Source organism: Photobacterium jeanii (genome assembly GCF_001650345.1).
Taxonomy (GTDB): Bacteria; Pseudomonadota; Gammaproteobacteria; order Enterobacterales; family Vibrionaceae; genus Photobacterium; species Photobacterium jeanii.
The window spans coordinates 268,673-281,606 of sequence record NZ_LVHF01000028.1; the positions used below are offsets into that span (position 1 = coordinate 268,673).

Annotated in this window: 12 protein-coding genes; 5 read left to right on the top strand and 7 right to left on the bottom strand. The window is 43.0% G+C overall.

Going from position 1 to position 12,934, the window contains the following annotated elements:
- Nucleotides 1–156: 156 nt before the first annotated feature.
- The 4 genes from A3K86_RS14165 to mobB all read right to left on the bottom strand — a co-directional run bounded on the left by A3K86_RS14165 (nucleotide 157) and on the right by mobB (nucleotide 4,935).
- Nucleotides 157–2,067, bottom strand: a complete 1,911-nt coding sequence (locus A3K86_RS14165) for a PhoX family protein (RefSeq protein ID WP_068332621.1) — start codon at nucleotides 2,065–2,067, stop codon at nucleotides 157–159.
- Between the two features lie 275 nt (nucleotides 2,068–2,342).
- Nucleotides 2,343–3,443: a methyl-accepting chemotaxis protein gene (locus A3K86_RS23080; protein WP_068332236.1), complete on the bottom strand. Its 1,101-nt coding sequence runs from the start codon at nucleotides 3,441–3,443 to the stop codon at nucleotides 2,343–2,345.
- 455 nt (nucleotides 3,444–3,898) lie between these two features.
- Nucleotides 3,899–4,039, bottom strand: a complete 141-nt coding sequence (locus A3K86_RS22675) for a hypothetical protein (protein ID WP_157599466.1) — start codon at nucleotides 4,037–4,039, stop codon at nucleotides 3,899–3,901.
- A 377-nt stretch (nucleotides 4,040–4,416) separates the two neighbouring features.
- Nucleotides 4,417–4,935 (bottom strand): molybdopterin-guanine dinucleotide biosynthesis protein B, encoded by a 519-nt coding sequence (gene mobB / locus A3K86_RS14175; protein ID WP_068332238.1) that lies wholly within the window; start codon nucleotides 4,933–4,935, stop codon nucleotides 4,417–4,419.
- A 452-nt stretch (nucleotides 4,936–5,387) separates the two neighbouring features.
- Between mobB and A3K86_RS14180 the strand changes: the two genes are divergently transcribed.
- Both A3K86_RS14180 and A3K86_RS14185 read left to right on the top strand, forming a co-directional pair.
- Nucleotides 5,388–5,873: a hypothetical protein gene (locus A3K86_RS14180; protein ID WP_068332241.1), complete on the top strand. Its 486-nt coding sequence runs from the start codon at nucleotides 5,388–5,390 to the stop codon at nucleotides 5,871–5,873.
- A gap of 109 nt (nucleotides 5,874–5,982) precedes the next feature.
- Nucleotides 5,983–7,092, top strand: a complete 1,110-nt coding sequence (locus A3K86_RS14185; protein ID WP_068332244.1) for an endonuclease/exonuclease/phosphatase family protein — start codon at nucleotides 5,983–5,985, stop codon at nucleotides 7,090–7,092.
- On the opposite strand, the gene A3K86_RS14190 is transcribed toward A3K86_RS14185, so the two are convergent.
- Nucleotides 7,082–7,942, bottom strand: coding sequence for a LysR family transcriptional regulator (locus tag A3K86_RS14190; RefSeq protein ID WP_068332624.1), 861 nt, complete (start codon nucleotides 7,940–7,942; stop codon nucleotides 7,082–7,084). The two genes, A3K86_RS14185 and A3K86_RS14190, sit on opposite strands and share 11 nt — an antisense overlap.
- A 151-nt stretch (nucleotides 7,943–8,093) precedes the next feature.
- Between A3K86_RS14190 and A3K86_RS14195 the strand changes: the two genes are divergently transcribed.
- The 3 genes from A3K86_RS14195 (at nucleotide 8,094) to A3K86_RS14205 (ending at nucleotide 11,158) form a co-directional block, all read left to right on the top strand.
- Nucleotides 8,094–8,465, top strand: coding sequence for a YybH family protein (locus A3K86_RS14195; protein ID WP_068332247.1), 372 nt, complete (start codon nucleotides 8,094–8,096; stop codon nucleotides 8,463–8,465).
- A gap of 164 nt (nucleotides 8,466–8,629) precedes the next feature.
- Complete coding sequence (locus A3K86_RS14200; RefSeq protein ID WP_068332250.1) at nucleotides 8,630–9,805, top strand: DUF3541 domain-containing protein; 1,176 nt, start codon at nucleotides 8,630–8,632, stop codon at nucleotides 9,803–9,805.
- A 525-nt stretch (nucleotides 9,806–10,330) separates the two neighbouring features.
- Nucleotides 10,331–11,158: a YadA C-terminal domain-containing protein gene (locus A3K86_RS14205; RefSeq protein ID WP_068332253.1), complete on the top strand. Its 828-nt coding sequence runs from the start codon at nucleotides 10,331–10,333 to the stop codon at nucleotides 11,156–11,158.
- A gap of 333 nt (nucleotides 11,159–11,491) precedes the next feature.
- Here A3K86_RS14205 and amrA read toward each other — a convergent pair whose 3' ends face one another.
- Together amrA and amrB are read right to left on the bottom strand one after the other, a co-directional pair.
- Entirely contained in the window at nucleotides 11,492–12,079 is a 588-nt protein-coding gene (gene amrA / locus A3K86_RS14210; RefSeq protein ID WP_068332256.1) for an AmmeMemoRadiSam system protein A, read from the bottom strand.
- Nucleotides 12,051–12,866 carry an AmmeMemoRadiSam system protein B gene (gene amrB / locus A3K86_RS14215; RefSeq protein WP_068332259.1) on the bottom strand — a complete coding sequence of 272 codons (816 nt, stop codon included), beginning with the start codon at nucleotides 12,864–12,866 and terminating at the stop codon, nucleotides 12,051–12,053. Before amrB ends, amrA begins: the two co-directional genes overlap by 29 nt.
- Between the last annotated feature and the right edge of the window lie 68 nt (nucleotides 12,867–12,934).

Here is a 12,934-nt window from a genome sequence, read left to right on the forward strand (position 1 = left end):
TAAGTAAAACCCCAGCCAACACATTCGTTAGCTGGGGTTTTATTTTGGTGCGAACCTCTAGATCAGCACCGAAAGCAGTTTCTCTAAATTAGAGTTTACAGTGCTTGTTCGGTTACTGATGTAACCTCTGAATAATGGATTTGCTTGCTGTTCATGCTAGCTACCAATGACGCCGCCATCTTGTTTGGTGATCATCACAATTGATGAACGCGGGGTGCTGTTACCGCCATCTGGCCAGTGTGATGGTTCAAGTTCTTCACCCGGATGCTGGATACCAATAAACATGGTTTTATAATCTGGGCTGAAGGTTAATCCTGTGATCTCACAAGCAATTGGGCCCGTTAGGAAACGGCGAACTTCACCGGTTTTTGGATCACCGCATAACATGGAGTTGTTACCCATACCAGCGTAGTCGCCTTTGTTCGAGTACTTGCCGTCGGTTTGGATCCACAAACGACCATCAGCATCAAAGCCTAGACCATCAGGGCTGTTGAACATATTGTCGTTGTTGATGTTGTCACTACCCGCGTAAAGCGTGCCTTTGTGAACACTTGGGTTACCTGCCATCAAGTAAAGATCCCAAGCAAAGTTAGTATGAGCGTGATCATCATTTATCTGACGCCAGCGTAGGATCTGACCGTAGTTATTCGCTTCACGAGGGTTCGGACCGCCAACAGGTTGACCTTCTTTAACACCACGGTTTTTGTTGTTGGTTAGCGTGCAGTAAACATAATCTTGATTTGGATGAACCGCAATCCATTCCGGGCGATCCATTGTGGTTGCGCCAACTTGTGTCGCCGCTAAACGGGTATACAAGTTGATGTATTCTTGATTCGGGAAACCATTTTCTTTGGTTAAGCCGTTTTTGCCGTGGGTTAATTCAATCCACTGACCAACTCCACCGATTTTGTCATCGTCGGTGCTGAACTTAGCAACATAAACCGTCCCTTCTTCTAGGAGCTTACGGTTTGCGGCATCGTTACCTTCGACGTATTTGTTTTTTGATACAAAGCGGTATAAATGTTCACCACGTTCGTCATCACCCATGTAAGCAACGATGTGTCCGTCTTTGTTGATCACAACAGCAACGTTCTCGTGCTTAAAGCGCCCCATCGCGGTGCGCTTCATTGGGGTTGAGCTTGGGTCCATCGGATCGATTTCTACAATCCAGCCATGACGATTTGCTTCGTTCGGGTTCTTTGCAATGTCGAAGCGCTCATCGTGCAATGACCAACCGTAGCCCGCATCGTCTTTGCCCAGACCATAGCGTTTCTGCTCTTTATTAACGGTTACGTCTTGCTTAGAGCCAAAGTAGCCGTTGAAGTTTTCTTCACAAGTTAGGTAAGTGCCCCAAGGGGTAAAGCCGTTTGCACAGTTGCCGAATGTACCTAACGCGAGTTTACCGTTTTTATCGGCAGCGGTTTTCATTTCAGGGTGACCAGCAAGCGGGCCAGTAATTGCCATTGGGGTATTTGCTGTGATGCGACGGTTATATTTAGAGTCGATCACAACATCCCAATTATTGTTGCTAGTGCGTTTTACTTCAAAGATTGAGATACCGTGCGCAGCCTGTGACTTTTTCACGTCATCCGCTGTCATCTTTTTACCTTGGTGGGCAAAAAGGTATTCGTTGTTACAGTATTCGTTATTAACGGCCAATACACCGCGATTTTCTGATAGCGGGAAGAAAGTCATGCCATCGTTGTTGTCACCAAACTGTAGTGCTTGGTGCGCTGAAGGTGCATTTCCTGATGGGTCAAACTTTGGTGAGTCCGGGAATAAACCATCACCCCAGCGGATCAATACTTGGGCATTGTATCCTTCAGGCACGATAACCGCGTCTTCAGTGCTTGCCAGTACGGTTTTAAAGCCCATAAGTTTGCTGTTCGAGCTTGATGTATTTGCCAGAGCAGTTACTGGCATCCCAGCCATGAAAGCGCCTGCACTCATTACTGATGCAGCCCCTAAGAATTTACGACGTGAGAGGTTAGTCTCAATCATCTTAGTGAGTTGAGAGACTTGGTTACGTGGGTATTGGTCGTCTTCACGACGCTCAAAAGGGCTCATTCGGGTGGTCATTGACTTTCTCCAGTGTCATGTGGCTTTTTGTTATGGCGCACATTTGACACGGGTTTCATGTCAGCCAATTTACGGTTTTATGACGTTAATATGAAAGCAATTGATTGTCATTAATCGGGGTAATGTTTTGGCTCTATCTATAAGAAAAAGGGATGAAGCGGATATATCAGTAAGGAAAAAGTAAGGGCTAGATACCAAAAGAGTCTGCAATTGCAGACCCTTAACTTTTGGCTTTTATGATTTGATAACAGATTAATGACAGCTTAGTAGCTCTGCTTTAGCTGCGCGATTTCGCCTTCAAGATCATTCAATAAAGCAATTACCGTGTCCGCAGCACTTTCCATTTGGCTCATGAAAGTCATCCCTTCATCTTCTTTACCTTCTGCGAAAGCGATTAAGGCTTTTCGACCGTAGGTATGAACATCTGAATGCGGTTTTTCTAATTGTTGGTAAGCGCGACAGCTAGAGAATAGTTGCTGACCGCGACCATGATAGTACCAATTACCCAAGCGGCATTGGTGGTGGTCGACAACATCGGTATTAGCAAAATCACGGTTGTGAATGCGTTGGTAAATATTTACTTTCCAAACCACATGGTCGATTTGCACCAAGCGTAAAAAGATAGAGGAATAGCTTTCATTCACCAGTTGGAAAAGCTGCTCAGATTGTTGGATCAGCGAGGTCACAATGTGGACGAGTTCTTCGATTTTATCTTGTAGCTGACCACATTGAACTTCGATGAACTCTGCACTTTGGTAACACGCTTGGGTGTTGGTGCTGATTTCACCCACCACGTTTTGAATTTGGCTCGCCGCTTCGCTGGCATTTTGCGCCAGTTTACGCACTTCATCAGCAACTACGGCAAAACCACGACCGTGATCGCCTGCGCGTGCAGCTTCAATGGCGGCGTTTAGTGCAAGTAGGTTCGTTTGCTCTGAGACATTGTTGATAGTGACGATGAACTTACCAATGTCTTCGGAGTTACCTTTAAGTGCTTCTAGCGAATCACCGCTGACTTTGATTTGCTCGATCAAAGAGGTAAGGGTATCGCGGAAAGAATTTAAGATAGCTATGCCGTCACGGTTTTCTTCAACGTGTTGGTCTAAATAACTTTTTAGGTTTTCAGCCGCATTAGCAATGTTGCCGCGAATTTGTTCAAGCGGCGAAATAGAATGAAGTAGCTGGTTTGTGAAATTGTGCTGAAGTGATGCTGATGCCTGATGGTTAGTCAGCATGTTTTGTTGGCTAATTAGCTCTTTTTCTAATTCATTGACTGTATTTTTTTGTTGGACCAGCTCTGATTGTAAGGAAGTCAGCTGTGCGTCGTTTTCATCGTTTTTCTTGAAGCAAGCAAAATTGAACATAGATTATCTACTGTCGATTATGAGGAAGTTACGGTGGCGATTTATTGCTTTGTTTGTTGTTTAATTAAGTACATCGTACTTTCACAGTTAAGTTGTGATAAGTGCATTTCTGTAGCTCAAATTAAATTTCGCCACTTTGGTTTATTTGCGAACTATTTTATTAAAAACAGTGTAAAAAAGCGAACACTGTATAGTAAAAATGAAGAAAACCAGAAATGACAAGGCCTGTGCGTATCGATGGATATCAAGATATGACAAATAGGAGTGGTAATTTGTGTTGTTATGTCTATTTTGTTCTTCGTTAAATCATTTTGGTTGAGCGGGCGAGATAAAAATCGAGTAAGAAAAGAAGCTGAGACTAAGAGTTTGAGGTTCTGAAATCTTGAAGTTATTGAGGGGTAGAGATAAGGCGCCACTGCGCCTTATTGGGTGTCTGTCGAAAAGTCGTGAGTTGTTTACTCTTCAATCAATTCAAGACCGCCAGCGATCTGTTGGTGTTTCACCAATTCTTGGCGTGCAATTTCAGCGGCACTGAGTTCTTGCTCGTGTGCAATTGGTGATTCGATATCGTGATTAAGCTGGGTGAAAACAGGCATAGTAATTTCTCTTCTTGTTGTGTTGGATTGCTGTAATGGTGCTTTGATTAGCACTTATTGTTATCCGTTAGGGCTTTAACGCCATCCCCCTGAATGAAAGTATTTTAGGTGGAGACAAAGGGCGTAGCGCACACATTACTTTCGGTTTACCAAGCTGGATGGTAAAAAATAAGCGTGAAGATTACACAAATGTGTGATTTATGTCTACTTTTGAGGCTGTAGATTGGGGGAGGATGCGGAGAATGAGTGAGTGTTTCCCCGCATAGGTTTCCCCGCATAGTATGAGGCGGTGCTGAGCTGGTTTTATTCAATCTTACTATTACTTAATAGCTTTTATGCAATAGCTTTGTACGTTCAGTCCGGCGAATGAATGGTGCTTATTGAGTTTGAAGCCAGTTAATGATGAATTGTGCCACCTGTTCGGGCTGATTAAGATCAAGCAATGGTAGCTTGGGCTCTGCACCCGTTAAAGCTTCATCACTGGCGATGGCAATGATGTGTTGATCTTGTTGATGCAAGAAAGGCTTACCATAACTCGGTCGGTGAATTTCAATTTTAGGTATAGGCTGATCGCGGAAACCTTCAACCAGCACCAAATCCAGTTTGCTGTGATCAAATTGCTTCAAGCATTCCATTAATTCAGGCTCATCCCTGTCTTCTTCAGGATACTCAAAATACAACATGTGGCGTTGCTTGGTTGCCAGCAGCGTTTGGTTACAACCAGCATGGCGAAGGCGATAACTGTCTTTTCCTGGCTTATCTGGCTCTATGGTGTGGTGGCTGTGTTTGAGTAAGCCCACTTTTAATCCACTTTGGCGAAGCAAAGGAATTAATTGTTCCAAAAGGGTGGTTTTTCCAGAGCCGCTGAAGCCCGCAAAGCCGATGGTTGGTGTCATTATTCTGCTGTCTTTGGTATCAGATGTTGAGGCTTCGATTCTAACTTGCATCTGCTATGGGTGCATCTTCAATTTTGTTCGATTTAGCTCGTCTCAATATCGAGTTTTGAACAATTTATTCATGTATCGAGCAAGATTATGACTACATTTAGAGTGTAAGGCTTTCAATAGTCAGTGGGTTATCAGTTGGCGTGATATGAAAGTCGAATAGCAAGATTTAACTTTATTGTTATTTTCAGAAATTAAGGATGTTTCGGAAGTAACAGGATTCATTTTGTTTGGATTAGGGCATAAAGATAAGCGCATGCAGATACCAGTTTTTAGTCTGCGATTCATGTGTTTAGAGGCAGTAGATTTAGGTTTTTAAAGGCTAAGATTGTAGCCAATCTAGGTTTAAAGCCAGTTATTCATATTTGTATTCCAAATGAATATTCCAGAACAGGGAGTGTGCAATGTGGGCGACGTTAGATTTTGAAGCGTCTGGTCTTTCTGATCAGTCGTATCCAATTGAAGTGGGTTATTCTTTGCCTGATGGCGGCGGCGAAAGCTTGCTGATTGATCCTCTTTCCGCCAGTGATGTGTGGCAATACTGGGATGAGTATGCTGAGCATCATATCCATCATTTATCACGTAAAGAAATCGAGCGTTTTGGCGCATCGGTCATTGATGTTTGTCAGCACCTAAATCAAGCGCTAGGTAAATACGAGCACGTATTCTGCGATAGCCAATGGGATCTATTTTGGCTCGGACGTTTGTATCATGCTGCGCATATGCGACCTTCTTTTACGTTAACCGAAGTTGGACATTGGCTGATGCAAGAAAATGGCATCGCTCGTGAGCGTTTTCAGCATGCGTTAGAGGCGCAGGGACCAACTAAGCATCGTGCGATGGATGACGCCAAGCAAATACGCCAAGCTATTTCACACTTAGTGGAATAGCGATTGTGGGCTATCATGGCGCATTATTTTTTACCGACAGAATAACTCTTTAGCTAAATAGACAACTCGCTAACGTTATTCATGTTGGTATGTGCCATGGAATGAGTTTATGCCAGCCAATATTCGAGTGGCTGTGTTTAATGTTGCGATGTCTGAGCCAAAAGCAGGTGCGATATTCGCTAAAACACAGCACACCGAGACTTTTCGATTCCAACAGCTCGCCGCCATTATCCAGCAGGTTCGGCCAGACATTCTAATGTTGTGTGAATTTGACCATCCAGGTAACGGTGGTGATGACGGTGCGTTGGCCAATTTTTGTCAGCATTACCTTGGCAATGCTCAAGGTGAACAAGAAGCCATCGAGTACCCATACTGCTATTTGCCAGCGACCAATACTGGCTTGTTAAGCCCTGTTGATCTCAATGGTGACGGTGTCTTGAGTCTACCCGAAGATGGGCTAGGGTTTGGTGATCATCATGGTCATTATGGTTTCGTGATCCTTTCTCGCTATCCGCTCGAGATAGATGGTGCAAGAACGTGGCAGCAATTTTTATGGCGTGACATGCCCAATAATAAAATGCCCGTTGATTATTACTCAGAGCAGGCACAACAAGTGCTGCGTTTATCATCGAAAAATCATCTCGTTTTACCAGTGAATATTAACGGTAAACACCTTCACCTATTGTGCTGTCATCCTACGCCGCCAGTTTTTGATGGCGCAGAAAAACGCAACGCCCGCCGTAATCACGATGAACTTCGGTTAGTGACTGACATTATCAATAACGCAGATTACCTAATGGATGATGCTCAGCAGCAAGGTGGGTTAGCACCTTATACCTCATTTGTGGTGCTGGGTGATCTCAATGCTGACGTACAAGATGGTGACGGTATTAAGCCAGCCATTAAGCAATTACTCCATCACCCGAGAATACACCGTGAGGTGAGTAACGGACGATTAACACCGAAAAGCATTGGTGGACGCTTTGCTCGCACTTGGCAAGCACGAGCAGGACGACCTTCGGAGTGGACACATATGTCAGGATTACGGCTTGATTATGTACTGCCGTCAGCGGATCTCTCTGTGACGGCAAGCGGTGTTTTTTGGCCTGACAGAAAAGATCCACTGCGTGCTTTACTCCTTGATGATAGAGGTCGAGAGCGAGCGCAAGCGGGTTCTGATCACCGCTTAGTTTGGGTTGATATTACGCTTAATTCCTAATGGTTTCCTTGATGCGCTTTTCAATGGCTTCTATCGCCATCATAACGGTTAGCGGTGTATGTGAGTGATAGGGATGGATCATATAAATCGGATTTTCCTTGGAAGGTGCAATATTAGGAACCGCTTCAATTTTGGGGTTAGTTTCAAGCAAAAAGCTAGGCACTAACCCTACGCCTAACTTCATTTCTAGCATGGTCACCACATCAAAAATAGTGTTTGCTCTGTGGGTCACTTTATATTCCAACGCTTGTTGTTCTTGTTCATTGCTAAGCTGATGCATGATCGGTTCGCGCTGCCAATATTGGGCAATGTAACTGGAGGTATTGGATTGAGCGGTTAAGCCGCGAGCTTGACAGAGAATATCGTGAAACTTCCCCACTTTGCGTTGCTTGAGGTTGGAGTCATCAGATGCACCAACACGAACAGCAAGGTCAATGTCCTGCAGCATAATATCAATATGTTTATCATCACTGATCAGATTTAAGTGCACGCTAGGGTAGGTATTGAAAACGTTAGTGAGAGCGGGCAGCACAATCGCGCGCATCAAAGCATGCGGTGCGGTTACTGTTAGCTTTCCAGCAGGTACTTGCTGAAATTCTGTCGCGGTTTGCCAAGCGGTTTCTGCTTGTTTCGTCATTAATGCGCACTGAGAGTAAAAACGTTCCCCCGCAGGTGTTAGTGATTGCCTTCGCGTGGTGCGCTTGAGTAAGCATGTATCTAGTTCTTGCTCTAATTGCTTGAGTGCAGCACTGATAACGGATTTAGACACATCGAGCTTATCCGCGGCCTTAGAAATTGAGCCAGCCTCTACGATATGCACAAATATCGACATTAAGCGTAATTTATTCATCGGTAGGGCGTTGTTCATATTTCCTTTCTCATTTTTGTGTTTCTTCTTATTGTTCTGTTTTAGCTGACAGTGTGTTTGGGCTAGTTTGTTTTTGTTTGTTAATTCTACTTCTATGATGAGTACATAACCAACTACAGGATAGGTAAAGAAGATGACTCAATCAGTTTTAGCGCGTTCTCAAGCAGGAATCTCAGCGTGGCAAGTTGCATTTAATAATCAAGATGCTTCGGGATGTGCAGCGCAGTACGCGGAAGATGCGGTAATGGTGGCTAAGCCGTTTGGGACCTTTGAAGGTCGAGAAGCGATTCAAGCTTTTTGGCAGAACATCATGGATCAAGGTTTTCACAGTGTTGATTACACGAACATGCAATGGCAACAAGATAGTGAGCAAGGTTACATTTTGACGTCTGATTGGACCATGAATAAAGCCTTTGGTGTTGTTCACAAAGAGCTATGGGAAATTCAAGCTGACGGACAATCGCGCCTAACTTACGATGAGTTTGAAGTATTAGGCGAGCGTTAATCGCATGCTGAACAGGTTATAGAACGTGTTTATGTTCATAGTTTGAGGAAGAAACAGCAGATATAGGTTGATAATTGACATTTACATGATGAATTGAACTGTTGTCACTGATAGTTTAGCGACATACCGCTACCACTAGCGGGTTGCTACTGTGAGGGATATACATGAAATTCAAATTAAGTCAGCTAGCGTCAGTTATAGCGTTATCATCTGTATTTGTTGTTTTACCCAGCCATGCTAAGCAGAGTGAAAATAACACACTTAATACACCTCCTCCTTTAACCCAAACAGTTGCAACACCTGTTTCTCCACCAAGCCCGACATTAGAGCTCGGAACTCCTGCCAGTTACAAACGCGATGCGCATTTGATCCGCCAAACTTTTGAGCAAGAGCTATATACCTTATCTGCTTTTAAAATGGGTCACTTTGGTTTGCGTATGTACCGTCAAACTCAAGACAGTAAGTATAAAGCTGCGATATGGGCTGATATGGCTCGCGTCGCTTCAACGCTCAACAAGGCGGCTTATGAGGTGAATACACCGGAAAAAATCGCAGAGTATGCCCAGGAGCGTTTAGATAATTACGCCAATGATGATAGCGAACGTACCCAACGTCGTTATAAAGCCACTAAACGGATGCCAGAATATCTTGTTATTGGCGTTGGGCTCACGGGGTCAATGGCGAGAGCCCATGAATATGGATTAGCGCACCAAGCTGATGACACGCTACGTAAAATTATTCGTCAGTATGATTTTAAAAAGTATGCGACCGATATCGAAATGATCCATGCGTGGGCCGCGCAGTTAGCTAACCAAGTTTATTGGCTACGTCAGCTTGGCGAGCAAGATGTGGTGGATGACTTCGTTACTGCGTTCAAACAGGCTTATCCAGATAGCATGGATAGCCAGCTTTCTAAGCAGCAATATATGAACAAGATATACGGTCTAACTCATATCATTATTGCTGATAGCCAGTACTATCAAAAAACAGTCAATGAAGCTGAACATCAGTGGATTTATGATTATTACCGCAACAACATCGATACCATCATCGAGCGTACTAATGAAGATGTGTTGGCTGAAGTTGGTTTGAACTTCTTATTAGCAGGTAAAGAAAACGATCCTGTAGTGAATAAGATCCGCAACGTGATCCAAAAATCCATCAATCGCCAGCATGGCATGATAGCCACCCGTAAAGGCACCTTTAATTTAGAAAAAGCCGAACACCGTAATCTGCTCGCCATCATGCTACTTGATTGGCACCAACCGCAAATGGGGCCAACTATTCAAAATCAACCTAAGATCGTCAGCAGTTTGCCTTATGGCTTAATAGCCAAATAATACGAATGAGTTAAATAAGAAATAAATATATAAAGCACTACTTGGTTGGTGCTTTATTATTTTATTAAGAGTATGTCTTTTTCTTTGTGGTTTATGCTACTTTTAAATCTCATTATTAGAATGAATGATATTTTTATAGATGGATAAAATTAAACCTCGAGATTAATTTTTTTATATTTTTTATTAGTATCATTTCGCTAGTTGCTTTTGTTTTTTAATTATATGTTTCGCTTCTACTTGTGTTTCGTTTGCTCACCTCTCTCAATGCTTGCTCTTGCTTTTATGTGGTTTGTTTATATTTTAAATCAGTAGTTTAGTGTGTTTTTCATTGTTGGCGTGAATTGGGCTTGTGTGATTTATTGCAGTTATGCCATAGCTGAATCTAATTTATTGAGGCTTTTAATTTTATGTTTTAATAACAATGTGGTTGTGTTGACGAATTATTGGCGCGTTAATAATATTCCTGCCGTCAAAACAACGTTCATTTAACAACGTTAATAATTTAATCTTGCAGGAATACGCAAAATGAAAAAGTCTATTATTGCTTTAGCGTTAGCATCTACATCATTTACTTCAGTTGCAGCTGTTGCTGATTTTCAATACGTTAATGTTAATGATGTAATGAATCAAATAGATAAAGCTGAAAAGCATGGTGCAATTGTATACCGTGGTGAAAAAGCAATCTCTGTTCATAATCCATTAACTGGTCAAAAAGTTGTATTTACAAAAAATGGAGATAAATACAAAGTGCTTGATGGGATGATGGTACATGATCTTGAGGTTGATTCTCGAGGAAGTATTGTTAAAGTTAATGGAAATGAAGCACATATTTCTGTAAGTATTGATGATAAAGAGATGATTGACTCTGAGCGTGCAGAGCGTGATGCTAACCGTAACTCTTCTGCTAATAATGCATCAGACATCCGTAAAATTCGTGATGAATTAGATAAGAATAGTAAAGCAGCTTACGATGTAGTTGAAAAAGAATACACAGCGGCAGCTAAACACGTAGCAAAACAAGATGCACGTATTACTACACTTGAGCAAGATTTCTCAAAAATGGCTCAACGTCAAGATGCACTTGAAAATCGCATGGACAAAGTTGAGAAGAAAATGGATAGCGTAATGGCTGGTGTTCACGCTGTGACAAACGCACGTCCATTCGTTCAAGATGGTCAAACAGCGGTAGGTGTTGGTACTGGCTTCGCTGGTTCTGCTCAATCAGTTGCTATTGGTGCAGCGCACAGCTTTGAAGACTCAGCTTGGTCTATGTCTGCATCTATGAACGTGACTACAGGTTCAGGTGTTAAGACTAACGTATCTGGCGGTGTTGGCGCACACTACGTATTCTAATTGAATCAGTAGAATAAAGCCTAATTCGGTCTCACTTGTGGGACCGAATTTATATAAAACCAAGGCAGAATCTCAACGTTAATAATTAATTATAACGTGAAGTTAAACCCTGCAAGGTTTGCCCGTTTTCTCTGGCTACGGGAAAAAGAGGCCAGTCATGATAATAGTAATACACCTTAAATCAATGTGATTAAACATATTGATTTAAGTTGTTCGCTGCATATCAACGCTACCACCGCCCCGTATTTACGGTGGCGGTTTTTTTATATTTGAAGAAAGTAAGGGGGCTACTAATAGTAGCCCCCTTATTAATTAGTACGATTAGAGATTAAATCAATAATACTTCCCTTTAATGCTAGTGACATTAAAGGTTTTTACTTCCATGTTGTTTGACCAATAATCGGCTGACCAACCAGCTTTGAGTTTGAGTTGGCGAATGAAGTCTGCGGGTTTAGGGAGCTTACTCCATACTTGTGGGAGGAATAGTGCTTGGCGATGTTGATCAGATAGGATCACCCCGCATTTTTCTGTGGCTAAGTGATCAAGAAGGGTTTGTTCAGAACTGACCTCCATCACCTGCGGGGTACTGAGTACCGAGACTTCAATTGTTAGTTGGCTGAGTTGATCTTCTGACAATGGCATAAAGCGGCGGTCTTGGTAGGCGCTGGCACGGGCGCGGTTATGAACATCAAGCACCAAAGGATTATGTGCCACGGTTGAACCAAGGCAGCCTTGTAGTTTGCCATCGACTTCTAAGGTAACAAAGCAAGCACCGGGTGTGGTGAGTTTTTTGCCATAGAGGCTAAAGTCAGGGGAGGTTGGAATATCGGCAGAAAAGTGACCGCGAATCGCTTCGCGAGCAACGTCAAGCAATTGAGTGAGTTCACCTTTATTAAGTGTCTGTGATGAGGTAACTGACATAACCAACGACTTTCTCCTTATCTCCGGCTGTATCGCCAGAGTTGATTAATTCTACACGTTTAAGCTGGTATCCCCGGCGTTTAGCCAACAGTAATAGGGTATTGATTCCGGTCGAGCCACAAGCCTGTTCAGGGGTAATACTGGGTTCAAACTGCTCAATGAGTTGGCATGTTTGACGATCGATCCTTTGAGCTTGGCTATAAGGATGGAAATGACTCAAATCGCTACTGATGATCAACAAAGTGTCATCAGACCGCCAGAGTGAGTCGATCAGTTTGGCTAATACTGCGGGTGATACATTGCTTGTTAAAATAGGTAATAGACTGAAATTATTAAATATTGTTTGAATGAAGGGCAGTTGAACTTCCAAACTATGCTCAAGTGCATGGGCTTGTTCCGATAACTCAACATCTTCTAATTCACTTAGGGTAGCAATGGTTTGTGTACTTAATGTGACATTCCCTAGTGGTGTTGCAAATACATCTGCTGGTGGCAGTGCACAACCACGAAAGTAATATCTGTGGCTCGGCCCGATTAATATGATGCGCTTAATCTTGTTAGCTAGAGGCAGTAGCTGGCGATACGCTTTCGCAGCGGTTTGCCCTGAGAACATATAGCCGGCATGCGGCACGATTAAGGCTCGGATTGTGGATGGCTCAACCGTGTTATTGGCGGTTGATTCGTTATCGTGATCGGTCGCATTTAACCAGCCATCAAGCTGAGCTTGAAGTTGGGCTGGAGAGTGAGTGTAAAAGCGGCCCGCAACAGCGGGATAACGAATATTCATAAGCGGATTACCATCGTAGAGCTATAGTAAGTATAGGTACAAAAAATTCTTATATGCCAACAAGATGT

Coding starts and splice junctions, on each gene's coding strand:
- A3K86_RS14165 (WP_068332621.1), bottom strand. CDS start 2,067: ATGAGCCCTTTTGAGCGTCGTGAAGACGACCAATACCCACGTAACCAA.
- A3K86_RS23080 (WP_068332236.1), bottom strand. CDS start 3,443: ATGTTCAATTTTGCTTGCTTCAAGAAAAACGATGAAAACGACGCACAG.
- A3K86_RS22675 (WP_157599466.1), bottom strand. CDS start 4,039: ATGCCTGTTTTCACCCAGCTTAATCACGATATCGAATCACCAATTGCA.
- mobB (WP_068332238.1), bottom strand. CDS start 4,935: ATGACACCAACCATCGGCTTTGCGGGCTTCAGCGGCTCTGGAAAAACC.
- A3K86_RS14180 (WP_068332241.1), top strand. CDS start 5,388: ATGTGGGCGACGTTAGATTTTGAAGCGTCTGGTCTTTCTGATCAGTCG.
- A3K86_RS14185 (WP_068332244.1), top strand. CDS start 5,983: ATGCCAGCCAATATTCGAGTGGCTGTGTTTAATGTTGCGATGTCTGAG.
- A3K86_RS14190 (WP_068332624.1), bottom strand. CDS start 7,942: ATGAATAAATTACGCTTAATGTCGATATTTGTGCATATCGTAGAGGCT.
- A3K86_RS14195 (WP_068332247.1), top strand. CDS start 8,094: ATGACTCAATCAGTTTTAGCGCGTTCTCAAGCAGGAATCTCAGCGTGG.
- A3K86_RS14200 (WP_068332250.1), top strand. CDS start 8,630: ATGAAATTCAAATTAAGTCAGCTAGCGTCAGTTATAGCGTTATCATCT.
- A3K86_RS14205 (WP_068332253.1), top strand. CDS start 10,331: ATGAAAAAGTCTATTATTGCTTTAGCGTTAGCATCTACATCATTTACT.
- amrA (WP_068332256.1), bottom strand. CDS start 12,079: ATGTCAGTTACCTCATCACAGACACTTAATAAAGGTGAACTCACTCAA.
- amrB (WP_068332259.1), bottom strand. CDS start 12,866: ATGAATATTCGTTATCCCGCTGTTGCGGGCCGCTTTTACACTCACTCT.